24 protein-coding genes and 1 pseudogene are annotated in these 23,554 nt (G+C 63.6%); 16 read left to right on the top strand and 9 right to left on the bottom strand.

Features of this window, described 5'->3' with window-relative positions; translation table 11 throughout:
- The 8 genes from MESCI_RS08410 to phnE (MESCI_RS08375) all read left to right on the top strand — a co-directional run bounded on the left by MESCI_RS08410 (position 1) and on the right by phnE (MESCI_RS08375) (position 7,828).
- Positions 1-900, top strand: coding sequence for an alpha-D-ribose 1-methylphosphonate 5-phosphate C-P-lyase PhnJ (locus MESCI_RS08410; RefSeq protein WP_013529519.1), 900 nt, complete (start codon positions 1-3; stop codon positions 898-900).
- Positions 897-1,673, top strand: coding sequence for a phosphonate C-P lyase system protein PhnK (gene phnK, locus MESCI_RS08405; protein WP_013529518.1), 777 nt, complete (start codon positions 897-899; stop codon positions 1,671-1,673). The genes MESCI_RS08410 and phnK overlap by 4 nt, the downstream gene beginning before the upstream one ends.
- 208 nt (positions 1,674-1,881) lie before the next feature.
- Positions 1,882-2,589, top strand: a complete 708-nt coding sequence (gene phnL / locus MESCI_RS08400) for a phosphonate C-P lyase system protein PhnL (RefSeq protein ID WP_013529517.1) — start codon at positions 1,882-1,884, stop codon at positions 2,587-2,589.
- Complete coding sequence (locus MESCI_RS08395; RefSeq protein WP_013529516.1) at positions 2,586-3,200, top strand: DapH/DapD/GlmU-related protein; 615 nt, start codon at positions 2,586-2,588, stop codon at positions 3,198-3,200. Before phnL ends, MESCI_RS08395 begins: the two co-directional genes overlap by 4 nt.
- Before the next feature lie 385 nt (positions 3,201-3,585).
- Positions 3,586-4,443 carry a phosphonate ABC transporter ATP-binding protein gene (gene phnC, locus MESCI_RS08390; RefSeq protein WP_013529515.1) on the top strand — a complete coding sequence of 286 codons (858 nt, stop codon included), beginning with the start codon at positions 3,586-3,588 and terminating at the stop codon, positions 4,441-4,443.
- 92 nt (positions 4,444-4,535) lie between these two features.
- Complete coding sequence (phnD, locus tag MESCI_RS08385) at positions 4,536-5,444, top strand: phosphonate ABC transporter substrate-binding protein (protein ID WP_013529514.1); 909 nt, start codon at positions 4,536-4,538, stop codon at positions 5,442-5,444.
- Positions 5,445-5,501: 57 nt separating this feature from the next.
- On the top strand, positions 5,502-6,458 hold the full coding sequence (gene phnE, locus MESCI_RS08380) for a phosphonate ABC transporter, permease protein PhnE (RefSeq protein WP_013529513.1): 957 nt from the start codon (positions 5,502-5,504) through the stop codon (positions 6,456-6,458).
- Positions 6,459-6,460: 2 nt separating this feature from the next.
- Positions 6,461-7,828 (top strand): phosphonate ABC transporter, permease protein PhnE, encoded by a 1,368-nt coding sequence (phnE, locus tag MESCI_RS08375; RefSeq protein ID WP_013529512.1) that lies wholly within the window; start codon positions 6,461-6,463, stop codon positions 7,826-7,828.
- A gap of 277 nt (positions 7,829-8,105) precedes the next feature.
- On the opposite strand, the gene MESCI_RS08370 is transcribed toward phnE (MESCI_RS08375), so the two are convergent.
- The 3 genes from MESCI_RS08370 to MESCI_RS08360 all read right to left on the bottom strand — a co-directional run bounded on the left by MESCI_RS08370 (position 8,106) and on the right by MESCI_RS08360 (position 11,569).
- Positions 8,106-8,957: a sugar phosphate isomerase/epimerase family protein gene (locus MESCI_RS08370; RefSeq protein WP_013529511.1), complete on the bottom strand. Its 852-nt coding sequence runs from the start codon at positions 8,955-8,957 to the stop codon at positions 8,106-8,108.
- Positions 8,958-9,180: 223 nt separating this feature from the next.
- A complete protein-coding gene (locus tag MESCI_RS08365) occupies positions 9,181-10,368 on the bottom strand; it encodes a Gfo/Idh/MocA family protein (protein WP_013529510.1) in 1,188 nt (395 codons plus the stop codon).
- A 145-nt stretch (positions 10,369-10,513) separates the two neighbouring features.
- The gene (locus MESCI_RS08360) at positions 10,514-11,569 is read right to left on the bottom strand and encodes a sugar phosphate isomerase/epimerase family protein (RefSeq protein WP_013529509.1); all 1,056 of its coding nucleotides are present in this window, start codon (positions 11,567-11,569) and stop codon (positions 10,514-10,516) included.
- A gap of 400 nt (positions 11,570-11,969) precedes the next feature.
- Here MESCI_RS08360 and MESCI_RS08355 point away from each other — a divergent pair, with 400 nt between their 5' ends.
- The 5 genes from MESCI_RS08355 to MESCI_RS08335 are packed head-to-tail and all read left to right on the top strand — an operon-like array spanning position 11,970 to position 16,214.
- Complete coding sequence (locus tag MESCI_RS08355; protein WP_013529508.1) at positions 11,970-12,857, top strand: sugar phosphate isomerase/epimerase family protein; 888 nt, start codon at positions 11,970-11,972, stop codon at positions 12,855-12,857.
- A gap of 59 nt (positions 12,858-12,916) precedes the next feature.
- Entirely contained in the window at positions 12,917-14,086 is a 1,170-nt protein-coding gene (locus MESCI_RS08350) for a mandelate racemase/muconate lactonizing enzyme family protein (protein WP_013529507.1), read from the top strand.
- 2 nt (positions 14,087-14,088) lie between these two features.
- Complete coding sequence (locus tag MESCI_RS08345; RefSeq protein WP_013529506.1) at positions 14,089-14,805, top strand: FadR/GntR family transcriptional regulator; 717 nt, start codon at positions 14,089-14,091, stop codon at positions 14,803-14,805.
- A gap of 5 nt (positions 14,806-14,810) precedes the next feature.
- Entirely contained in the window at positions 14,811-15,791 is a 981-nt protein-coding gene (locus tag MESCI_RS08340) for a hydroxyacid dehydrogenase (RefSeq protein WP_013529505.1), read from the top strand.
- 42 nt (positions 15,792-15,833) lie between these two features.
- Positions 15,834-16,214, top strand: a complete 381-nt coding sequence (locus MESCI_RS08335) for a hypothetical protein (RefSeq protein ID WP_013529504.1) — start codon at positions 15,834-15,836, stop codon at positions 16,212-16,214.
- Positions 16,215-16,232: 18 nt separating this feature from the next.
- On the opposite strand, the gene MESCI_RS08330 is transcribed toward MESCI_RS08335, so the two are convergent.
- Positions 16,233-17,528, bottom strand: a complete 1,296-nt coding sequence (locus MESCI_RS08330) for an amidase (protein WP_013529503.1) — start codon at positions 17,526-17,528, stop codon at positions 16,233-16,235.
- Positions 17,529-17,647: 119 nt separating this feature from the next.
- On the opposite strand from MESCI_RS08330, the gene MESCI_RS08325 reads away from it, so the two are divergent.
- A complete protein-coding gene (locus MESCI_RS08325; RefSeq protein ID WP_013529502.1) occupies positions 17,648-17,995 on the top strand; it encodes a GFA family protein in 348 nt (115 codons plus the stop codon).
- A gap of 96 nt (positions 17,996-18,091) precedes the next feature.
- On the opposite strand, the pseudogene MESCI_RS08320 reads toward MESCI_RS08325, so the two are convergent.
- Positions 18,092-18,286 (bottom strand): annotated as a pseudogene (locus tag MESCI_RS08320) (MFS transporter); the annotation flags it as partial.
- Between the two features lie 335 nt (positions 18,287-18,621).
- On the opposite strand from MESCI_RS08320, the gene MESCI_RS08315 reads away from it, so the two are divergent.
- Together MESCI_RS08315 and MESCI_RS08310 are read left to right on the top strand one after the other, a co-directional pair.
- Complete coding sequence (locus MESCI_RS08315; RefSeq protein ID WP_164920016.1) at positions 18,622-19,593, top strand: AraC family transcriptional regulator; 972 nt, start codon at positions 18,622-18,624, stop codon at positions 19,591-19,593.
- Positions 19,594-19,746: 153 nt separating this feature from the next.
- A complete protein-coding gene (locus MESCI_RS08310) occupies positions 19,747-20,178 on the top strand; it encodes a DUF4437 domain-containing protein (RefSeq protein ID WP_013529500.1) in 432 nt (143 codons plus the stop codon).
- A 12-nt stretch (positions 20,179-20,190) separates the two neighbouring features.
- Here MESCI_RS08310 and MESCI_RS08305 read toward each other — a convergent pair whose 3' ends face one another.
- The 4 genes from MESCI_RS08305 to MESCI_RS08290 are packed head-to-tail and all read right to left on the bottom strand — an operon-like array spanning position 20,191 to position 23,553.
- A complete protein-coding gene (locus tag MESCI_RS08305; RefSeq protein ID WP_013529499.1) occupies positions 20,191-21,276 on the bottom strand; it encodes an ABC transporter ATP-binding protein in 1,086 nt (361 codons plus the stop codon).
- Positions 21,276-22,379: an ABC transporter ATP-binding protein gene (locus MESCI_RS08300; protein WP_013529498.1), complete on the bottom strand. Its 1,104-nt coding sequence runs from the start codon at positions 22,377-22,379 to the stop codon at positions 21,276-21,278. Before MESCI_RS08300 ends, MESCI_RS08305 begins: the two co-directional genes overlap by 1 nt.
- Positions 22,376-22,597, bottom strand: coding sequence for a hypothetical protein (locus MESCI_RS08295; RefSeq protein ID WP_013529497.1), 222 nt, complete (start codon positions 22,595-22,597; stop codon positions 22,376-22,378). The genes MESCI_RS08300 and MESCI_RS08295 overlap by 4 nt, the downstream gene beginning before the upstream one ends.
- Positions 22,594-23,553 (bottom strand): carbohydrate ABC transporter permease, encoded by a 960-nt coding sequence (locus MESCI_RS08290; protein ID WP_013529496.1) that lies wholly within the window; start codon positions 23,551-23,553, stop codon positions 22,594-22,596. The genes MESCI_RS08295 and MESCI_RS08290 overlap by 4 nt, the downstream gene beginning before the upstream one ends.
- Position 23,554: the final 1 nt, after the last annotated feature.

Below are 23,554 nucleotides of genomic sequence, written 5' to 3'. Positions count from 1 at the left end.
ATGACCGACATCGCCACCTACAACTTCGCCTATCTCGACGAGCAGACCAAAAGGATGATCCGCCGGGCGATCCTCAAGGGCATCGCCATTCCCGGCTACCAGGTGCCGTTCGCTTCGCGCGAAATGCCGATGCCCTACGGCTGGGGCACCGGCGGTGTCCAGGTCACCGCTTCGATCATCGGCCCGGACGATGTGCTGAAGGTCATCGACCAGGGCGCCGACGACACCACCAATGCGGTGTCGATCCGCGCCTTCTTCAAGAAAGTCGCCAATGTCGCGGTGACGACCGACACTGCCAGCGCCACCATCATCCAGACCCGTCACCGCATTCCCGAGCATCCGCTGACGGCGGCCCAGGTGCTGGTCTACCAGGTGCCGATCCCCGAACCCCTGCGCTTCCTCGAGCCGCGCGAGACCGAAACGCGCAAAATGCACGCGCTGGAGGAATATGGCCTCATGCACGTCAAGCTCTACGAGGACATCGCCAAGCACGGCCGCATCGCCACCACCTATGCCTATCCGGTCAAGGTCGAGGGCCGCTATGTGATGGACCCCTCGCCGACGCCGAAATTCGACAATCCCAAGATGCACCGCTCGCCGGCCCTGCAGCTGTTTGGCGCCGGCCGCGAAAAGCGAATCTACGCGGTGCCGCCTTTCACCGAAGTGGTCAGCCTCGACTTCGAGGATCATCCGTTCGAGGTCCAGACCTTCGACCAGCCCTGCGCGCTGTGCGCGGCCGAGAACGTCTATCTCGACGAAGTCATCCTCGACGACCATGGCGGTCACATGTTCGTCTGCTCCGACACGGACCATTGCGAGAAGCGGCGGGCGGACGGCCATCGCGGCCACCTTGCTCCAGAAAGCCATCTTGCCTCGGGAACAAGGGAGCCGGCGCAATGACCGACGAACCGCTGCTGCGTGTCGCAGCACTTTCTAAATTCTACGGTTCGCGCGTCGGCTGCGACAACGTCTCCTTCGACCTGTGGCCGGGCGAAGTCCTGGCTGTCGTCGGCGAATCCGGCTCCGGCAAGACGACGCTGCTCAACTGCCTGTCGACCCGGCTGCTACCGAGCTCCGGCACCGCCAGCTACCGCATGCGCGACGGCCAGTTCCGCGAGCTCTACCGCATGAGCGAGGCCGAGCGCCGCTTCCTGATGCGCACCGACTGGGGTTTTGTCCATCAGAACCCCGCCGACGGCCTGCGCATGACGGTGTCGGCGGGCGCCAATGTCGGTGAGCGGCTGATGGCGGTCGGCGACCGTCACTACGGCAGGATCCGCGCCACCGCCGTCGACTGGCTGTCGCGCGTCGAGATCGACGAGGACCGCATCGACGACGAGCCCCGCGCCTTTTCCGGCGGCATGCGCCAGCGCCTGCAGATTGCCCGCAACCTCGTCACCGGGCCGCGCCTGGTGTTCATGGATGAGCCAACAGGCGGCCTCGATGTCTCGGTGCAAGCCCGCCTGCTCGACCTGCTGCGTGGTCTGGTCACCGATCTCGGTCTGGCGGCCATCGTCGTCACCCACGACCTTGCCGTGGCACGGCTCTTGTCGCAGCGCATGATGGTGATGAAGGACGGCCGCGTCGTCGAAAGCGGCCTCACCGACCGCGTGCTCGACGACCCGCGCGCGCCTTACACGCAATTGCTTGTTTCCTCGATTCTGCAGGTTTGACGATGGCGCCAAGGCACCCCCCTCTGGCCTGCCGGCCATCTCCCCCTCAAGGGGGGAGATTGGCTATCGTCCTCGGTTTCGCCACTCTCCAACGTTGCAGAACAAGCGCAACGAGAAAGCTGCCGATCTCCCCCCTTGAGGGGGAGATGCCTGGCAAGGCAGAGGGAGGCGTTGGCCCGCAAACGAACGACAATTGGAGGCCCTTCTGATGGCAACCCCCCTCGTTGTCTCCGACGTCGCCAAGAGTTTCACCATGCACCTGCGCGACGGCATCAAACTGCCTGTTGTCGCCGGTGTCTCGTTCTCGATCAGGGCTGGCGAATGCACCGTGCTCGGCGGTCCTTCCGGTGCCGGCAAGAGCTCGATCCTGAAGATGCTCTACGGCAACTACGCCGTCGACGAAGGCCAGATCATCGTCACGCATGATGATGGGCTGATCGACCTCGCCACCGCCAGCCCGCGCACCGTGCTGGCCATACGCCGGCAAACGATCGGCTATGTCAGCCAGTTCCTGCGCACCGTGCCGCGCGTCTCGGCGCTCGACGTCGTCGCCGAACCGCTGGTCGAGCGCGGCGAGGATCGCGAGATTGCCCGCGGCAAGGCGCGCGCCTTGCTGGCGCAGCTCAACCTGCCGGAGAAACTCTGGGCCTTGCCGCCTGCGACCTTCTCCGGCGGCGAGCAGCAGCGCGTTAACATCGCGCGCGGCTTCATCACCGAGCATCCGATCCTGCTGCTCGACGAGCCGACAGCCTCGCTCGATGCCAGGAACCGCGATGTCGTGATCGAACTCATCGCCGCCAAGAAGGCTGCAGGTGTCGCCCTGCTCGGCATCTTCCATGACCACGATGTACGCGAGGCGGTTGCCGACCGCATCATCGACGTCACCGCTTTCGCGCCCGGAAAAATCGCCGCATGACCAGGAAATTATCCGAGACGCCGCTGGTCCACCCGACGGCGGATGTACAGAATTCGACGCTCGGCCGCTGGACCGAGATCGCCGACCGTAGCCGGGTCTCGGAAAGCGAACTTGGCGACTATTCCTACATGATGCAGGACTGCTCGGTCTGGTGTGCGACGATCGGCAAGTTCGCCAACATCGCGGCCAGCGTGCGCATCAACGCCACCAACCACCCGACCTGGCGGCCGACGCTGCACCACTTCACCTATCGCGCCTCGGACTACTGGGACGATGCCGAGCACGAGAGCGAATTCTTCGCCCAACGCCGCGCCAAGCGGGTCACCATCGGCCACGACACCTGGCTTGGTCACGGCTCGACCATCCTGCCCGGTGTCACCATCGGCGATGGCGCCGCGGTCGGCGCCGGCGCTGTCGTCTCGAAAGATGTAGCGCCCTATACGATCGTCGCCGGCGTGCCGGCAAAGCCGATCCGCGAGCGCTTCGATCGCCGCACGGCCGAACGCTACCAGGCGCTGGCCTGGTGGCACTGGGACCATGCAAGGCTGCGCGCTTGCCTTGAGGACTTCCGTGAGCTGTCCGCAGAGGCATTTCTGGAGAAGCATGGTTGACGCGAATGGTGCTTTCATCGAACTAATAATCACCCAACCCAGAGCCATGGAGCATATGTGACCTTTATTGTCGTAATACCTCTTTTCATTGGACTGGGGTTGGTCGCGTTGGGAATTTTGGTGATTAAGCTTGCAGCTAAGCGTTGGAGGCAATCCGACGTTGGCTCTTCAATAACGTTGATGATATTAGGCTGTGTTTTGTTCACGGCGGCGATAGCTCCACTCTATATGCTGTGGGTCCTTGCGCAACTTACAGGTAAGCCAGGCTGACAAGCTAAGGCCTGTGGAGCGTAACAAAACTGACATCATCGCGACACGGCAGGTTCATGTGGCTGCGTTAGGCGAGAGCCTGACGATCAATGGTCCCGGACTGGAACCTGCCCCCATGCCAGCAAATTCCGCCACGCTCGAAATCCGCGGTGTCACCCGACGATTTGGCAAGAACACTGCCGTCAGCGACATCAACATCGCGATCCCGCAGGGTCAGATGGTTGGCATTATCGGCCGTTCGGGCGCCGGCAAATCAACCCTCCTTCGCATGATCAACCGTCTCATCGATCCCAGCCAGGGGTCGATTTTTTTTGACGGCGCCGAGGTCTCGAAGCTGAGCGGCTCGCCGCTGCGGCGCTGGCAGCGCGACTGCGCCATGATCTTCCAGCAGTTCAACCTGGTGCCGCGCCTCGACGTGCTGACCAATGTGCTGCTCGGCAAGCTGAACCACCGCTCGACCATCACCAACCTGTTCGGCATGTTCTCCCGCGCCGAATGCGCCGAGGCGGTCGCGGCACTCGAGCGGCTCGACATCGCCCGCACCGCGCTGCAGCCCGCCGGCACCTTGTCGGGCGGCCAGCAGCAGCGCGTCGCCATCGCTCGTGCCATGATGCAGCAGCCCAGAGTGATCCTCGCCGACGAGCCGATCGCCTCGCTCGACCCGCTCAACGCCAAGGTGGTGATGGATTCGCTGCAGGACATCAATCTGCGCGAAGGCATCACCGTCGTCACCAATCTGCACACGCTGGACACCGCCCGCACCTACTGCAACCGCATCATCGGCATGGCTGCCGGCAAGGTCGTCTTCGACGGCCCGCCGGAAGAGCTCAACCGCGAGGCGGTGCGCCTCGTCTACGGCGCCGACAGCAATGGCCAGGAAATCTCCGAGGCCATCACCTCGACCAGCGTTGCCTTCAGCCGAAAGATCGCCGCATCCGCCGGACCGCTCGAGCCCGCATTCCCGGGATATTGAGAGCGGTTGGGATCGCCAGCCCACGTCAAGGGCACCTGTCAAAATCGATAACGCTGCCGGCGCGGGGCCGGAACCTACAGGAGAAATATCCAATGTTCAGGAAGATGGTCTTTGGCGCCGTTTCCGTGCTCGCCATGGCGACCAGCATGGCCCATGCCGCCGACATGAAGGAATTTCGCGTCGGCATTCTCGGCGGCGAAAACGAAACCGACCGGCTGCGCAACTACCAGTGCCTCGCCGACCATCTGAAGGCCGAATTCGGCTTCGAAAAGGTCTCGCTGTTCCCCGCCGCCGACTATGACGGCGTCATCCAGGGCCTGCTCGGCGGCACGCTCGACTTCGCCGAACTCGGCGCTTCCGGCTACGCCAGCGTCGCTCTCAAGGACCCGAAGGCGGTCACCCCGATCCTCACCACCCAGCAGACCGACGGCGCCACAGGCTATTATTCGATCGGCCTGGCGCTGAAATCCTCCGGCATCACCGACATCAAGTCGGCCAAGGGCAAGAAACTCGGCTACGCCGATCCGGATTCGACCTCCGGCTATCTGATCCCGCTGACCCAGATCCCGAAGGACACCGGCGCTTCGAACGAAAAATTCTTCGCCTCGACCCAGTTCAACGGCGGCCACGAGAACAACGTTCTGGCCGTGCGTGACGGCAAGGTCGACGTGGCGGTGGACGATTCCTCCGGCATCGGCGACTTCAAGGACGGCTACACCTCGGGCACCTTCCACAAGGAAGTCGCCAAGGGCGCTGTCGACCCCAACGACTTCGTCGAAGTTTGGCGCTCGGGCCTGATCCCGAACGGCCCGCTGGTCGTGCGCACCGCGCTCGGCAGTGAAATGACCGCCAAGCTCGCCGACTTCTTCACGCAGTTGCCGAAGAAGGACAAGGCATGCTTCGAAGGCGTCGAGGGCGGCGATTTTACCGGCTACGTCCCGGTGAAGGCGGACTTCTACAACGTCATCGTCGAAGCCCGTAAGGCAGCCATCGGCGGCTAACGGCGAAATCAGGAAGGGCGGCGTCGAGAAAACGCCGCCCTTCTTGCATGTCCGATCATGACCCTTTCCGTGACAGCCCCTTCCGGCGCCACTCATCAGATGGCCGACGCCTGGCGTCGCCAGACGTCCTTGCGCCGGCTCTACACCGCCATCGGTGTCGGCCTGCTCATCACCGCGCTCGGCAGCACCATGTGGTTCGCCGACGAGGCCAATGCCGGGCATTTCTTCGACCGGTTGCCGCATTTGCTGGATTTCCTGAGCTGGCTCGTCCCCAAGGACTGGAACGATGTCTGGCGGGCGATGTTCGACATCGCTTCCCCGCATGACACCGGTACCCAGGAATTCAATTTTCCGCTTGGCCGCGCCTATGTCTGGGGCAGCTTCTACATCCCCGAATATTTCGAGCTGATGCTGACCACGCTCAACGTGGCGCTGGTCTCGACCTTCATCGGCTTCGTCTTCGCCGTGCCGTTCTCCTTCATCGCGGCGCGCAATTTGACGCCGCATCCGGTGCTGCGGCTGATCGTCAAGCGCCTCATGGAACTGCTGCGCGCCTTTCCCGAGATCGTCATCGCCGGCCTGTTCGCCGCCATCGTCTCGATCGGCCCGATCGCCGCCATCATCGCCATCGGCCTGCATTCGATCGGCGCGCTGGGCAAGCTGTTCTACGAGATCAACGAGAACATCGACATGCGCGCCGAGGAAGGCCTGAGGGCCGTCGGCGCCAACTGGTTCGAGCGGGTTCGCTTCGCCGGCCTGCCGCAGGTGCTGCCCAACTTCATGTCCTACACGCTGCTGCGTGTTGAGATAAATGTCCGCATTTCCACCATCATGGGCGCGGTCGGCGGCGGCGGTATCGGCGAGGAGTTGAAGCTGTCGATCTCGCGCGGCTTCGGCGCCAAGACGATAGCCCTCGTGCTGCTCCTGTTCACGACGATCTTCATCGTCGACCAGTTCTCCGCCTGGCTGCGCCGCAAGCTGGTCGGCGAGCAGGCTTTCGTGATGAGCGCTTGACCATGGCCACCATGACCGCCGATCAGATCCAGTCGATCGAAGAGCGCTTCCCGCAGGTATTCCAGCGGCCGTTCCACAAGCGCTTCGGGCCGCTGATGCTGCTTGGCGGCATCTTTCTCTACCTGCTGTACGCATTGTGGTTCTTCAACCTGCCGCAGGTCATGCGGGAATCGCACTGGGAGCGCCTGCCGCTGTTCCTGACCCAGTGGATCAGCTACGACGTGCAGCCGATCTTCCGCCTCGACGAACCGCAGATCACTGCCAAATATCCACGCTTCTCGGTGCTCGGCCCGAACCCGGATCCGGACTGGGTCAAGACCAATGCCGATGGTTCGGTGACGATCCTGATCGACGGCACCGCCAAGTCGATTACCTTCACCAAGACGCAAGCGACGATAATTGCCAACGGTGAGACCGTTGCGGTCGCACTCGGCACCGGCAAGCCGCTGATCTCGGGACCGGTTCCCGGCTGGATCACCGCGCATGAGGATGAGGTCGTCGCCGACATGGGCTTTGCCGGCGAGGCCCGCGTCGCCGTTGACCGCGTCAGGATCCGAAAGCGCTTTCTAGGCTGGGCAAACTTCGTCTTCGACACGCGTTCGCCTTTCTTCGGCAAGTCGGCAAGCGAAGTCGCTTCGCTGATCGTCTCCGGACCGGAACTGAAACCAGGCACGTCAAATCTGGCGCTGGCCGGCGACAACATCTGGAACAACGCCCAGTGGCAGCATGGCGATGTCTGGACGAAGCTCCTGCAGACCATCGTTATGGCCTTTCTCGGCACCATGCTGGGCGGCATCGTCGCCTTCCCGCTGGCCTTCTTCGCCGCCCGCAACATCACGCCCAGCCGGCTGGTCAACCAGGTGCTCAAGCGCTTCTTCGATTTCATGCGCTCCATCGACATGCTGATCTGGGCGCTGTTCTTCACCCGCGCCTTCGGGCCGGGACCGCTGGCTGGCAGTGCGGCGATCTTCTTCACAGAGGTCGGCACGCTCGGCAAAACCTATTCCGAGGCGCTGGAGAACATCGACGACAAGCCGCGCGAGGGGATTATCTCGACCGGAGCCAACGGCCTCCTGGTGCAGCGCTACGGCGTGCTGCCGGAAGTGGTGCCGGTGTTCATCAGCCAGACGCTCTATCAGTGGGAATCCAACACCCGCGGCGCCACCATCATCGGCGCTGTCGGTGCCGGCGGCATCGGCCTGAAGCTGTGGGAAGCAATGCGCACCAACTCCAACTGGGCCAACGTCTTCTACATGGTGCTGCTGATCCTGGCCGTCGTCTTCATCTTCGACAACATCTCCAACTTCCTGCGCCGCCGGCTGAGCCGGACCATCCACGACTACAACAGGATCCAGGCTGAGCAGGGGTAGGCTTGCGATGCAGACGCGCAAGTCGTCTCGACCGGCGCCAAAGGATAGACCCCCACTCCGTCGAGCTTCGCTCGACACCTCTCCCCCGATCGACGGGGTAGAGGAAAGCGCCAGGCTGTCCGAGCCGACGCCTGTCCTCTTAGGCCGAGTGTCCTCCCAGGCCGAGGCTTCCTTCCTCTCCCTCCGGAGGGGGGAGAGGTGGCTCGGCGAAGCCGAGACGGAGTGGGGAACCACCTGGCAACCGCCGCGAACGCAAATAGAAAATGGGCCAGGGCGCCTAAGCCGCCTTCTTCCACCCGCTCTTGATATGCCTATACCCCTCCCGATAGACCGCTTCCGGGGTCTCTGAAAAATCCCGCCACACCTTGGTCGCCGCCGCCAAATCCTTGAGTGAGCGGCCGAACGCCTCGATCGTCAGCCAATCGTCATAGCCGCTCTTGCGGATGGCGGAAAACGTTTCGGTCCAGGGAATGTTGCCGCGCCCCGGCACGCCGCGATCATTCTCCGAAATATGGATATGCACGACATTCCGGCGGTGTTTCGTGTAGGCGCCGATCGGGTCGGCCTCCTCGATATTGGCGTGGAAGGTGTCGTACATCGCCTTGATGTGCGGCCGGTCGATGGCGTCGATATGCTCCGACAGGTCCGCCATCGTGTTGACGAGATAGCATTCGAAGCGGTTCAGCGCCTCGAGCCCGATGGTGACATTCCTCTTGCCGGCATGGTCGCCGACGGCGCGCTGCGAGCCGACGGAGCGCTTTTTCTCCGCAGCGGTTGGCCCAGAGCCGGAAAAGGACCCGAGCGTCGAATGCAGAGGGCCGCTCAGCGTGCTGGCGCCAAGCGCCTGCGCGCAGTCGATCGCCCATTTCATGTAGTCGACACCGGCCTTGCGGGTTGCCGCGTCGGCCGCGATCAAATTCATCGCCGGATCGCCCATGGCCGAAACCGCAGTCCGCTCCAGCCCGATGCGGTCGAGCAGATCGCCGAGCTTTTTATAATCGTCCGGCGTGCCGGCGAAGATCGGTATCTCGACGCCATCGAAACCGGTCGCCTTGATGTCGCGCAGCAGCGGCTCGTGTTTCTTCGACACCGCCGTCGTCCACAAGAACATGCACATGCCGATTTTCATCGAAGCCCCCTCCCTTTGACGGCGCACTGGCTGTTCCGCCGCTTCGCGCCATGCCCCCTCATCCGGCCGCTTCGCGGCCACCTTCTCCCCGCTGGGGAGAAGAGACTTGGCGTCGCGCCATCTCCTCCTCCTCTCCCCTCGGGGAGAGGTCGGATTGCCCCGAATTGCCCTTCGCAATTCGGCTGGCAATCCGGGTGGGGGGCCTTCGTTACCCGCCGCGCCACTAAAGCTTCGTCCACGCCCCGTTTTTCTTCGACGACTTCACGCAAGCCTCGATGAAGGCCATGCCCTCGACGCCGTCCTGTATGGTCGGGAAGACGACATCCTTTGCCGGCTTGCCGCCCTTGCGGCGTGCCGCCCGGATGGCGCGTGCGGCCTCCTGGTAGATGTTGGCGAAACCTTCGAGATAGCCCTCGGGATGGCCCGACGGGACGCGGCTGACACGGCCCGCCACCGGCAGCGCGCCGGCGCCATTGCGGGTGATCAATTGCTTTGGCTGGCCAAATGGGGTGTACCAGAGATAGTTCGGGTCGGCCTGCACCCATTCCAGCCCACCCTTCGAGCCATAGATGCGCAGCTTCAGCCCGTTCTCATGGCCGGGCGCCACCTGGCTTGCCCAGATCATGCCCTTGGCCGGGTGCGTCTTGCCGGTAGGCTTGAAGCGCAGCATGACGTTGACGTTGTCATCCAGTAGCCGTCCCGGCACGAAGGCGTCGAGATCGGCCGACAGGGAGTCCAGTTCCAGCCCCGAGACGAAGCGGGCGAGGTTGTAGGCATGCGTGCCGATATCGCCCAGCGCACCGCCGGCACCTGCCTGCTTGGGGTCGGAGCGCCACGCCGCCTGCTTCTGGCCTGTCGCCGCCAAATCCTCGGTCAGCCAGTCCTGCGGATATTCGGACTGCACGATGCGGATGTCGCCGAGCACGCCCTTGGCGACCATTTCGCGTGCTTGCCGCACCATCGGATAAGCGGTGTAGTTGTGCGTCAGCACGAACACCTTGCCGGTCTTCTCGACTATCGCCGCAAGCTTTTTCGCCTCGGCCAGCGTCGTCGCCAGCGGCTTGTCGCAGATGACGTGGATGCCGGCCTCGAGGAAAGCTTTTGCCGCTGGCACATGCACATTGTTGGGCGTGACGATGGCCACCGCCTCGATGCCGTCGGGGCGCTTCGCCTCGGCCTTGGCCATCTCGGCATAGGATGCGTAGCTGCGTGAGGGGTCGAGCCCCAGTTCGGCGGCCGAGGCCTTGGCACGGGCCGGGTCGGCTGACAAAGCGCCGGCAACCAGCACGAACTCGTTGTCCAGCCGCGCCGCGATCCGATGCACCGCGCCGATGAAGGCGCCTTGCCCGCCGCCGACCATGCCGTAGCGGATCGGGCCGCCTCCCGTTTCCGACTTCGATGCGCCGACCATATCTTGCTCCTCGCTGTTGCTTACCCCCTTGAGGGGAGGTCGATCCGCGCAGCGGATCGGGTGGGGTCGTTGAGGCAGAGCGCGGTGTGAACCGACCCACCCGGCCTTTGGGCCACCCTCCCCGCGAAGGGGAGGGAAAATCGAGCTAGATTCCCATCATGGCGCGCAGCAACTTCTTGTCGGTGGTGCCAGCGGCGAAGTCGTCGAATGCCTTTTCCGTCACCCGGATGATGTGGTGCTCGATGAAAGGCGCGCCTTCGGCCGCACCATCCTCCGGATGCTTCAGGCAGCACTCCCACTCCAGCACCGCCCAGGAATCATAATTGTACTGCGTCAGCTTGGAGAAGATGCCGCCGAAATCCACCTGTCCATCGCCCAGCGAACGGAAGCGCCCGGCGCGGTTGGTCCAGCTCTGATAGCCGGAATAGACGCCTTGCCGGCCGGTCGGGTTGAACTCGGCGTCCTTGACGTGGAACGCCTTGATGCGCTCGTGATAGATGTCGATGAATTCGAGATAGTCGAGCTGCTGCAGCAGGAAATGCGACGGATCGTAATTGATGTTGCAGCGCTTGTGGCCGCCGACCGCGTCGAGGAACATCTCGAAAGTGGCGCCGTCGAAAACGTCTTCAGACGGGTGAATTTCATAGCCGACATCGACGCCGTTGTCCTCGTACACGTCGAGAATCGGCTTCCAGCGTTTGCCGAGCTCGCCAAACGCTTCCTCAATGAGTCCAGCCGGCCGCTGCGGGAACGGATAGAGGTAAGGGAAAGCCAGCGAGCCGGTAAACGACACTGAAGCATTCAGGCCTAGATTACGCGATGCTTTAGCGCCGAACTTCATCTGCTCGACAGCCCACTTCTGCCGGGCTGCGGGATTGTTGTGCACCGATGGCGGCGCAAAGCCATCCATCTGCGCGTCATAGGCAGGATGCACCGCCACCAATTGCCCCTGCAGATGCGTCGACAATTCCGTGATCTCGACGCCGGCGTCGGCGCAAATGCCTTTCACCTCGTCGCAATAGGCCTTGGAAGAGGCCGCCTTCTTGAGATCGAACAGCCGCGCGTCCCAGGTCGGGATCTGCACGCCCTTGTAGCCGAGACCGGCCGCCCATTTGGTGATCGACGCCAGTGAGTTGAACGGCGCGGCGTCGCCCGCGAACTGCGCCAGAAACAGCCCCGGGCCCTTCATTGTCGTCGGCATCGGCATCCTCCCTCATTTCTCTCGCGACCGAGCATAGCGCCGATTGGAAACAGGGCCAGCCACTTTGGTCTTTTCTCAACGGGCGCTTGCACGCACCACCATTCTGGTATTACCAAATGTGGAATTTTGGTCAAGCCTTGCAATGCGCCATCATGACCCCAAAACCACCCGGCGCAGGCATATATATCTCAATATAATCAAGGAAATACTCCACAGCGAAAGTTGCATCCCGGCGCTTCTTGCCGATCCGGATAATTTGCTGTAGACCTCGCTTCAGGCCCAATTGGTCGAACCAGTTTGCGAGAAAAGGCTGGGAACGCCTTGGGGAGGAACCTTTGTGTCGCCTTTTGGCGATGCATGTCGCAGGCGAACCATAGAGACGAGTTGGGAAGGACAGACCATGCATCTTTCGACGCACAACTGGATGCGCGCGGAACCCTTGGAAACGACGCTCAAGCGCATCAAGAAATTCGGCTATGAGTCGATCGAGATTTCCGGCGAACCCGAGCAGTACAAGACCAGGGAGACCCGGGCGCTTCTGAAGGAGCATGGCATTCGTTGCTGGGGCGCGGTGACCCTGATGCTGGGCGAGCGCAACCTTGCCGCCAGGAACCAGGGCCAGCGCGAGCGTTCCGTTCAGTATGTCAAGGACGTGCTGACCATGGTCAGCGAACTCGATGGCGAGATCATCACGCTGGTTCCGGCGACCGTCGGCAAGGTCGTGCCTGACGGCACCGAGGAAGAGGAATGGAAGTGGGTCGTCGACGCCACCCGCGAATGCTTCACCCACGCCAAGAAGGTCGGCGTCAAGATCGCTGTTGAACCGCTCAACCGCTTCGAGACCTATCTGTTCAATCGCGGCGCCCAGGCGCTGGCTTTGGCCGACGCGGTCAGCCCCGAATGCGGTGTCTGCCTCGACGCCTACCACCTCCATATGGAAGAATTTAACGTCTATGACGCGATCCGGCAGGCCGGAAAGCGCCTGTTCGACTTCCATGTCGCCGACAACAACCGCTTCGCCGCCGGTCTCGGCCAGATCGACTGGCCGAAGATCGTCGCCACCTTGCGCGAGATCGGCTACGACGGCGCGCTGACCAACGAGTTCGTCGCGCCCGTCGACCGGACGCCGGCGGCCCCCTATCCCGACATGGTCGAGCGCAATCCGGTCGATATCTCGCCCGAACAGCTGAAGTTCATCCAGGACCACGGCTCCAGCGTGCTCACCGAGAAATTCTACACCGACCAGATGCGCATCAACGCCGAAACGTTGCTGCCGCTGATCAAGTAGTCGACTGCCTCAGGGAAATTCGCCCTTCCGCCCTGACCGGCGCAGGGCTGGGGAAGAATATGCGTATCAAGTCCGTCCAAGCCTGGTGGATCCGCGTTCCGATCGAAGCCGCTCGGCAGCACCGCAGCGACTTCGGTCAGGTGACGACCTTCGACGCCGCCATCCTGCGCATCGAGACCGATGACGGGCTGGTCGGCTGGGGCGAAGGCAAGAACGCCGCCGGCAGTGCCGGCAGCTACGGTGCACTCGTCCACATGCTGAACCATGAAGTCGGGCCGCAGCTGGTCGGCCGCGATCCGGCCGACATCGGCATCATCTGGGAGATGCTCTACAATGGCGTGCGCCACGACAGCGCCGCACGCGGCGGCCACGCCATGCCGCAGCTGGCGCGGCGCGGCATGAGCATCGCCGCGATCAGCGCCGTCGACATCGCGCTGTGGGACATTCTTGGCAAATCGCTTGGCGTTCCGGTCTGGCGGCTGCTCGGCGGCCGCAAGCTCGATCGCATGCCGGCTTACGCGTCCGGCGGCTGGGCGGCCGCCGACGCCATCGGCGAGCAGTTGAAGTCCTATATCGCCAAGGGCGGTTTCAAGGCACTGAAGATGCGGGTTGGCGCCATGGACGGCGCGGCGCACATTTCCGCCACCCGCGTGCGCGCCGCACGGCAGGCGCTCGGCCCCGATGTCGAACTGATGGTCGACGCGCACGGCACCTACACGGTGGCTGAAGCCAAGCGCTTCATCCACCTTGTCAACGATTTGGACCTCGCCTGGTTCGAGGAACCTATCATCGCCGACGATAAGCCGGGCATGGCCGAAGTGCGGGCAAGTGGCGCCGTTCCGATCGCCACCGGCGAAAGCGAGGCGACCCGCTACGCCTTCCGCGACCTCGCCGTGCTCAAAGCCGCCGACATCTTCCAGCCCGATCCCGCCTTCTGCGGCGGCATCAGCGAAGCGATGAAGATCGGCACCATCGCCAGCGCCTTCAATCTGCGCTTTGCACCGCATTTGTGGGCCGGCGCGCCCTGTTTTTTCGCAGGCTTGCATGTCTGCGCCGCCTCGCCGTCGAGTTTCACCGTCGAATATTCGCTCGGCGCCAACCCGATGATCCATGATCTGGTCGAAGAGACTGTCGAAGCCAGGGACGGTATGATAGCGATCCCGGAAAAACCGGGTCTGGGATTCACCATTTCGGAGCGGTTCCTGGAGGCGCACGCGCAACGCGGTTGACGATGAAAGAAAAGAACCTTCTCGCGGAACTCGCTGCCTACCTGTTCTCCCATTCGGACAAGGAGAGCGGCCGAACGCCATCGGAGCGCGAACTGGCGGAGCATTTCGCCGTCAGCCGCGGTCAGATCCGCGAGGCGCTGGCCATCCTGGAGGCCATGCGCATCGTTGAGCGCCGGGCCAAATCCGGCATCTACATCGACACCAAGCAGGCCAGTGTGGAGGCCATGGCGCTCTTTGCCCGCGCGGGCCTGCCGCTCGACCCGATCCAGATCTACGAGACGGTCGAACTGCGCAAGATCCACGAGATCAAGGCGGCCGAACTTGCCTGTTCGCGTGCCACCGAGGAGAATTTCGAGCGGCTGCGCGAAATCCTGAAGGCTTCGGAAGAGCGCATCGCCGCCGGCGAGGGGCTTGCCAGGGAAGACCGCGAATTCCACCTCGAAATCGTGCGCGCCACCAAGAACAGCGTCTTCCACAATGTCTGCAGCGTCTACTACATGATGGGCGAGCAGCGCCTGCCGATCTATTTCAACGACCCCGAGCGCAACGTGCGCTCGCATGCCGAGCACATCCAGATCTATGAGGCGCTGCTGCGCCGCGACGGCAATCTCGCCCAGGCGCTGATGAGCGCCCATCTGCAGGGCGCTGAGAGCTACTGGAAGGGCCTGATCGAGGGCCATGGCGAGGAGCCGCAAAGCCCGGCGCTCGAAAAAGCCTGACCGACATGGCCCGTATCCTCACGACCCACGCCCTGCACCCGCGCGCCTCGGCCATGCTGGCCGGCGCCGGAGAGCTCGTCGTCGCCTCCGCCATCGATCCGGCCACGCTGGCCGCCGAAGCCAGGAATGCCGACATCGTCATCGTGCGCGCGCCGCTGCCCCCACAGCTTTTCGACGGCGCAAAGCTGCTGCGGGCGGCAATCCGTCATGGCGCCGGGCTCGACATGATCCCGATGGAAGCAGCGACGGCCGCCGGCGTGCTGGTGGCGAATGTGCCGGCGGTCAATGCCCGCTCGGTTGCCGAACACGTCATGTTCGTGGCCCTCGCCTTGCTGCGCAACTTCCGCGTCGTCGATCGCGACCTGCGCGCCAAAGGCTGGCTCGCCGGCCGCGAGCACGCCAACGCCAACAGCGAGCTTGCCGGCAAGACGATCGGCATTGTCGGCCTCGGCGCCGTCGGCCAGGCGGTCGGCCATATCGCCGCGCACGGCTTCGACCTGAAAGTGGTGGCAACGACGCGCAGCATGCAGCCGGCGCCGGACAAGGTCGGCTTCCTGTCGATCGACGCTCTCGTCGAGCAGAGCGACATCATCGTTCTGTGCTGCCCGCTGACGCCGGAAACGCGCGGCCTGATCAACCGTGAGCGGATCGCCCGCATGAAGCCGCAGGCGTTGCTGATCAACGTGTCGCGCGGACCGGTCGTCGACGACGACGCGCTGATCGAGGCCTTGCAGAAACGGCGCATCGGCGGCGCCGCGCTCGACGTGTTTGCGACGCAGCCGCTGCCGTCGAACCATCCCTATTTCGGCTTCGACAATGTCATCGTCACGCCGCACATGGCGGGGATCACCGAGGAATCGATGATGCGCATGGGCGTCGGCGCGGCGGGCGAAGCCCTGCTGGTGCTGGCGGGCAAGCTGCCGGTCAATCTGCGCAATCCAGAAGTGGTCGATCACTATCGGCGGCGGTTTCCGGCGAGCCTGTAACACATCGCGGTTTCGCCCCAATTCTCCGCGACGTTGAGAGCCATGTCCGGTCTAGCCTTCCTCTTTGTCGCTGCCTGTTCGCTCTGTGCCATGCCGGCATTCGCGGCCGAGAGCAGTTATGTCTATTGCGACAACGGGCTGCGCTGCTTCAAGGCGCCCTGCCCGTCCAACAGCGCACTCGACCTTGCCACCGGGGCGATCATCAAGGGCGTGTCGATCGACCCCAGCGGATTGCCGCAGGCCGACAAGGCCATAACCGATCTTTCCGACGCGCTTCATGCTGGCAAGATCGTCGTCAAGGGCTCGATCGAGCACCGCACCCAGACGATCGCCGGCAAGGAGTACAATTTGCCCTGGCTGGTCGCGACCCGTATCGTACGGACCGCCAAGGACAGCGAACGCAAGCACTGTTCGTCGCGCTGATGGGCGGTTCAGCCCTGCTCACGCGCCAAGCAGCTGCTCCACCTCTGCTGCTATGCGCAGCAGGCGTTGGTCATGGCCGTTGCGCGCCACCAGCATCAAGCCGGCGGGCAGCTGAGTGCCCGGCATCGGCAGCGAGATCGCGCAGAGATCGAACTGGTTGGCGACCTGCGTGTTGCGCAGCAGCAGGCCTTCGGTGCGGTCACGCAACCCGGCGTCGTCAGACATCGAGACGATAGTCGGCGCCGTCACCGGTGTGGTCGGCAAGGCCAGCACATCGACCGAGGACAGCCGCTCGTCCATGGCGGCGGCGAGCGCTGTACGACGGCGCATTGCCCGGATGTAGACAGGCGTCGGCAGCATGGCTGCCCGCGACAAAGGTCCGCTGACATGCGGGTCGACCGGTACCGAAGCTCCTGTCGCCAGCCAGTCGGCATGCACTTCGGCCCCTTCCATCGCGGCGATCGAACCACGCTTGGTGGCCGCGCGCAAATCGGCAAGCAGATCGTCGATCGACAAATCCTCGATCCGCGCGCCCGTCTGCTCGATCTTGCCAAGGCAGCGGTCGAACGCGGTCGCCACCTCGTCTTCCGTCTCTTCGAAAAGGACGCCGCGCGGAATGCCTATGCGAAGCCCTGCCAGGGCAATCGGCGTCAGCGCGGTCGGCACCTCACCGGCCATCACGGCGTCGGCGGCGGCACACTGGGCGACGGTTCGGGCAAGCGGACCGATCGAGTCCAGCGTGGCCGACAGTGGGAACGCGCCGGCGAGCGGCACACGTCGCGCCGTCGGCTTGAAGCCGACGACACCGTTGAGTGAAGCCGGAATGCGTATCGAACCGCCGGTGTCGGAACCGATCGATATTTCGCTCGTGCCCTCGCCGACGGAAACGCCGGCGCCTGAAGAAGAACCGCCCGGAATGCGGCTGGCGTCCACAGCATTGCCGGGCGTACCGAAATGCTGGTTATCGCCGATCGCGGTGAAGGCGAATTCGGTCATGTTGGTCTTGCCGATGATAACCGCGCCGGCCTGCCGCAGCCGGCTGACGATCACGGCATCGCGCAGCGGAGGTGCTGTGGTCCTGAGCATCAGCGAGCCGGCCCTGGTCGGCTCGCCGGCGACATCGAGCAAATCCTTGATCGAGACGATGGTGCCGTCGAGCGGCCCGAGCGTCACGCCGGCTTGGCTGCGCGCATCGCTGGCATCGGCCGCGGCCCGCGCGGCTTCGGCATAGAGCTTCGTGAACACACGCTCTTCGCCGGCACGGGCGGCGAGGCGCGCAAGGATGGTTTCCAGATGATCACGGACGGATTGCATTTTCGGTGTCGGACTCCGGACGCCTTGAACGTCTTAAGGGATAGCGGCCAGTGCCTGGCTTGCCGAGACTTAACCCGGCGCAGACGGTTTTGCACCCTGTTGAATGCGAGGAAAATCCGATGCTCTACAAAGGCAGTTGCCACTGCGGCAAGGTCGCCTTCGAATTCAAGGCCGAACTGACCGGCGCCATCAGGTGCAATTGCTCGATCTGCTCGCGCAAGGGCGCCCTGTTGTGTGCCATCCCGCACGAGACCTTGCGGGTCCTGGCCTGGGGCGACGATTTGGGCACCTACACATTCGGCAATCATGCCATCGCGCACCGGTTCTGCCGGGCCTGCGGCATCCATCCCTTTGCGGAGGATGTCCGCGAGGGCCGTGAACGCAGCGCCTACATCAACGTCAACTGCGTGGCCGATCTCGACCCCTCGACACTGTCGGTCTTCGATTTCGATGGGCGGTCGGCCTGAGTTCGTTCGTCGCTGCCGTCACAACGGCGTCGACCGAAAACCGTGATGGTTCTCGGGCCGACGCGCAGGTGTCAGGGAAGCCTGATTGCGGCGAGGCTACTCGGCCTGCTTCGGGCCGCGCAGGAACACCACGCTGGCCGCCAGCAATGTCGCCGCGCCGCAATGGGCGAAGGCACTGGCGACGCCGGTGTGGTCGACCAGCAGGCCGCCGAAGACGGCGCCGAGCGCGATCGCCACCTGGAACGTCGCCACCATCAGTCCGCCGGCGCTTTCTGCCTGGTCGGGTGCTGCACCTCCGGGCCGAGGAACAGGCCGATATCCGCCACGCCAGCTGACGCACAGGGTTCCGAACTCAGCTTGACAAAGGCAGCAGCCAGTTCGGCGGCAGCGTTTGTGCTCGGCAGCTTTTCACGATAGGAATTTTTTCTTGACTAGGTGATCTCAGCTATGGTACATATTTGCCTATGGTGCTGATTTGCGCCAGCGACCCGCCGCACAGGCGGGTTTTTCGTTTGATGCTCCGTCAGCCAACGCCCGGCGAAGGAACCCGTCGACCCGAGTTCGTTGCCCTGAGCTGACGCATGCAGGCCGTGACGGACTGGCGATTCCAGGCTAAAAAAATCCGTATGGTTTTCACCTCGCCCAAGACTGGCCTGCCGGCCTCGGACGGTCCGCTCACCGACATCTTGCGCGGATTGCGGCTTGAAGGCGTCGACTATGGCCGCTGCGAACTTTCAGAGCCGTGGGCCGTGCTGTTTCCAGCCCAGAAGGCAGCAAGGTTTCACTTTATCGGCCGCCGCCAATGCTGGCTGCTCTCGCCATCCGGGGAATGGATCGAGCTGACACCCGGCGATGCATTGCTCTTGCCGCGCGGCGCCGAGCATGTCGTTGCCAGCGCGCCTGGCATTCCTGCCGTGCCGATCGAAAGCTACACTGTCGAGCCTTTGCAGGACAATGTCTTCAGTGTCTCGAACGGCGGCCACGGCCCGAAAACCTTGCTGTTTTGCGGCAGCATGCACTTCAACCTGGACGGATCGCACCCCTTGCTGGGCATGATGCCGGACATGATGCGCGCCAGGGAATTGATGGCTGGTGAGCCCGGTATTCCGCATCTGCTGGAAGCCATGGCCGGAGAAGTCACCATGAACCGGGCCGGCTCCGGCGGCATGCTGGCGCGGCTGGCCGACGTGCTGGCTGCGAGCATCATCCGTTCCTGGGTGGAAAACAGTGGCGGCGACACCAGAGGCTGGATCGCGGCGATCAAGGATCGCGACATCGGCCGCGTACTTGCCGCCATTCATCTGCAGCCCGACAGGAACTGGACCGTCGAAGCGCTCGCGCGCGAAATGGGCGCCTCGCGATCGGCCTTCGCCGAACGCTTCACGGCCATCGTTGGCGAAACACCAGCGAGATATGTCGCCCGGATACGCATGCACCAGGCGCGGCAATGGCTGATCGACGATCGGATGCGGGTTTCAGTGGTCGCCGCCAGACTGGGTTACGATTCCGAAGCGTCGTTCAGCCGGGCGTTCAAGCGTATCATAGGCACCGCGCCCAGCCAGCTGCGCGCCGTCGACGGCATCTCCGAAAACCGCTGAGGCGATCCCGGATCCGCGGCCGTGGATCGCCGGGTCTGGATGAATTGCCAAGCCTTCCGGACGCAATGCCATTGCCGGGCCAACCGCATGCAATAGCTTGCCAGAACCAGGCAGCCAGAGGCCGGCGGCAAGCCGGTCCGAAGAGGAGAACCAATGCCAAATCATCCGAAGCTCATCGCACTCGCCGTCATGCTTGCGGTTCCCGGGCGCGCCTTTGCCCTCGAGGACAGCTACCTGCCGGCCGACAAGATCCCCTATGTGGCGGAAGTACCCGACCAGCCGCATCGTCTTGGCCCATTGTGGGGCGAGCGGGCCAAGGGTCCGGCAGGCACGTTGCTGAAGGTTCCCGGCAACTGGCGCGCACCGGTCCATGCGCACACCGCGGATTACCGTGCGGTGGTCATAAAGGGGATGTGGGCGCACTGGCAGATGGATGGCGGCGAGGCGACCAAGGTCGAACTGCCTCCTGGATCCTACTGGACCCAGAAAGCCAATGAGATGCATGACGACGCCTGCGTCTCCGACACGGAATGCGTGATCCTGCTGATCAACGACACGCCCTACGAAACCTACTTCCAGAAATAGGCTGGGATGCGGCTACGAGGCGTGACGCAAGCTGACGCCGCTGCCCTTGTCGAACAGCACCACCTTGTCGGGGTTCCAGGCAAAGCGCACCGCCTGCTCGATGGCGACGTCGGTCCTGGCCGGCACGGTTGCACGCAGTGTCGCGTCGCCGACGCGCAGCGTCAGGATCTTTTCGACGCCGTGGTTCTCGACGTCGTGGACACGCGCCTCGACCGGCGCGCCGCTCTCGAGATAGACGTCCTCGGGACGAATGCCGAAGACGAGCGGGCGACCGTCGGTCGCCCCGCCCGCTTTGGCTCCCCCTGAAAAAGGCAATTCGAAATTCAGCGGCGCCATCACCGCGCGGCCGTTCACGAGCTTGCCGTCGATGAGGTTCATCGGCGGCGAGCCGACGAAGCTCGCCACATAGGTGTCGCGTGGATTGTTGTAGATCTCATGCGGTGTGCCGGTCTGGACGATTCGGCCATGGTTGAGCACGCCGACCTTGTCACCCATCGACATCGCCTCGATCTGATCGTGGGTGACGAACAGGAAGGTGGCGCCGAGCTGTATCTGCAGGTTCTTCAGTTCAGTCCGCAGGGCCTCGCGCAGCTTGGCGTCGAGCGCAGACAGCGGCTCGTCCATCAGGAACACACGCGGCTTGCGCACGATGGCGCGGCCGATCGAGACGCGCTGCATCTCGCCGCCGGACAGCCGATCCGTCTTGCGGTCGAGCAGATGCTCGATCCGCAGCGTACGGGCGGCACGGTCGACACGGTCCTTGATCTCGGCGTCGGGCAGCCGGCGAATTTTCGGCTTCAGCGGGAATTCGAGATTTTCGCGCACCGTGTAGCGCGGATAGAGCGAATATTGCTGCAGCACCAGCGCCACGTCACGCTCGGCCGCACCCCAGTCGGCAACGTCGACGCCGTCGATGAAGACCTGGCCTTCGCTGGGCTTCTCCAGGCCGGCGATAAGCCGCAGCGTCGTCGTCTTGCCGGCGCCCGTCTCGCCCAGCAGCACGAAGAACTCGCCATCGGCAATATCGAGATCGAGCCCGGTGAGCGCCGTGTGGTTGCCGAAGGTCTTTGAGATGTTCTTGAGCTGGATATGGGCCATCAGAGTCTCACCTCGAGCGACTTGCCGCTTGCCTTGTCGAAGAAATGCGCCTGGGTCGGGTCGATCCTGGCGAAGACCCTTTCACCGGGTCCGGCAACGAAGCCGCTCTTGGTGCGGGCCCGCAGCAACTCGGTTCCGACCTTGAGATCGACGATGTCGAAGGAGCCGAGCGGCTCGACGATATGTGTGTCGACAGGCACGAAGCCCTCGGTCGCCTCGCGCCGGATGAGCACGCCTTCCGGCCGTATGCCAAGCGCCAACTGGCCGCCGGCATGGCCGTTGAGCTTCGACAGCAGCGCTCGCGGGAACTCGAAGCCGGCGGCGGCTCCACCGACCGTCACCGAAACCGAGGACGCCGTCTCGGCCACCGCCGCATCGGTGACATTCATCACCGGGCTGCCGACGAATTGCGCCACGAACAGATTTGCCGGCTGCGAATAGACCTCGTCGGGCGTGCCGACCTGCTGCAAGACGCCTGCGTGCATGATGACGATGCGGTCGGCCAGGCTCATGGCCTCGATCTGGTCGTGCGTGACATAGATGGTGGTCGAGCCCTGCTTGATGTGCAGCCGCTTGATTTCCGCGCGCATCTCCTCGCGCAGCTTGGCGTCGAGCGCGCCGATCGGCTCATCCATCAGCATGGCCTTCGGTCGCCGCACCAGAGCGCGGCCAATGGCGACGCGCTGCATGTCGCCACCCGAGAGCGCCGACGGCTTCTTGTCCAGCAGATCGGTGATCTGCAGCGTCTTGGCGACCGAACGCACCTCGCTGTCGATCTCCGTCTTGCTCTTGCGCGTGGCGCGCAAGGGGAAGGCGATGTTCTCGTAGACGCTCATATGCGGATAGAGCGAGAACGACTGGAACACCATGGCGATGTCGCGGTCGGCGGCCTTCAAATGCTGCACCGGCTTGCCGTCGATGAAGATGTCGCCCTCGTCGATGGTTTCCAGCCCGGCGATGGCGCGCAGCGTCGTCGTCTTGCCGCAGCCCGATTGGCCGAGCAGCACGATGAACTCGTTGTCGGCGATCTTGAGGTTCAGGTCCTTGATGACCTGGACGGCGCCGAAGAATTTCTGGACGCCGCGAAGCTCGATCTGGGTCAATGCTGTGCTCCCGGATTGCGCACCTGGCCGGTGCCGGCCTTCTCCTCGGGCGCGATCTTGGAGGTTACGTTGAAGCCGACGAGCCCGATCAGGATGATGGTCAGGCCATAGCTGTGCAGCAGCATGTTCCAGGGCTGGCAGAGCGCGACGATGCCGAGCACCATCAGTATCTGCGACCCAGGCTCAAGGTATTTCTGGTTGAAGGCGCGAAAACTCATTTGCGGATCGCTCCGAAGGACATGCCGCGCAGCAGATGATTGCGAAGCAGGAAGGTGAAGATGGCGACCGGCAGCAGGAACAGGAAGGTTCCGGAGGCGATCACCGTCCAATCCGGCAGGCCCGAACCGACCTGGCTCGGGATGAAGGGAGGCGCGGTCTGGGCGCGGCGGTTGGTCATGATCAGCGCAAAGGCGTATTCGTTCCATGCGGTGATGAAACAGAACACGGCGGTGGCGGCGATGCCCGTGGCGGCCTCCGGCAGCACGATCTTGAAGAACGCCTCCATGCGCGTGTAGCCGTCGACAAGCGCTGCCTCCTCATACTCCTTGGGGATTTCGTCCATGAAACCCTTCATCAGCCACACGGAGAAGGACAGGTTGAAGGCGGTGTAGAGAATGATCAGGCCCAGATGCGTGTCGTTGAGCCCGACTGCCCGGTACATCAGGAACATCGGGATGGCGACCACCACCGCCGGCAACATGCGCGTCGACAGGATGAAGAAGAGCAGGTCCGCCTCCCCTTTCACCTTGAAGCGCGAGAAGCCATAGGCGGTGAATGTCCCCATGCCGACCGCCAACACCGTCGAGGTGATGGCGATGATAAGCGAGTTCAGGAAGCGGCTCGGATATCCCGACCATTGCACCTGGCCCTTGCCGTCGCGCACGATCTTCTCGCCGCCGTCGAACACGACGCGTTCCCACCACGGGGCGGCGGCATATTCTTCGGCCGACGGCGGGCTGCGCAACTGTGAGCGCTTTGTGAAAAGTTTGACGAAAGGCGAGATGGTCGGCTCGAACATCACCGTCGGCGGGATCGTCGTGGCGAGATTGCGTGGCTTGAACGAGGTCGCCACGATCCAGTAGATCGGCGCCAGGAAGATGATCGTCACCAAAAGGACGGCGACAATAGCGACCTTGTTGAGCGCCCGTTCACCCGAAGTCTGGACGGCCGCCATC

It is taken from the genome of Mesorhizobium ciceri biovar biserrulae WSM1271 (assembly GCF_000185905.1).
Taxonomy (GTDB): domain Bacteria; phylum Pseudomonadota; class Alphaproteobacteria; order Rhizobiales; family Rhizobiaceae; genus Mesorhizobium; species Mesorhizobium ciceri.
This window is presented reverse-complemented; position numbering and strand designations above follow the sequence as displayed.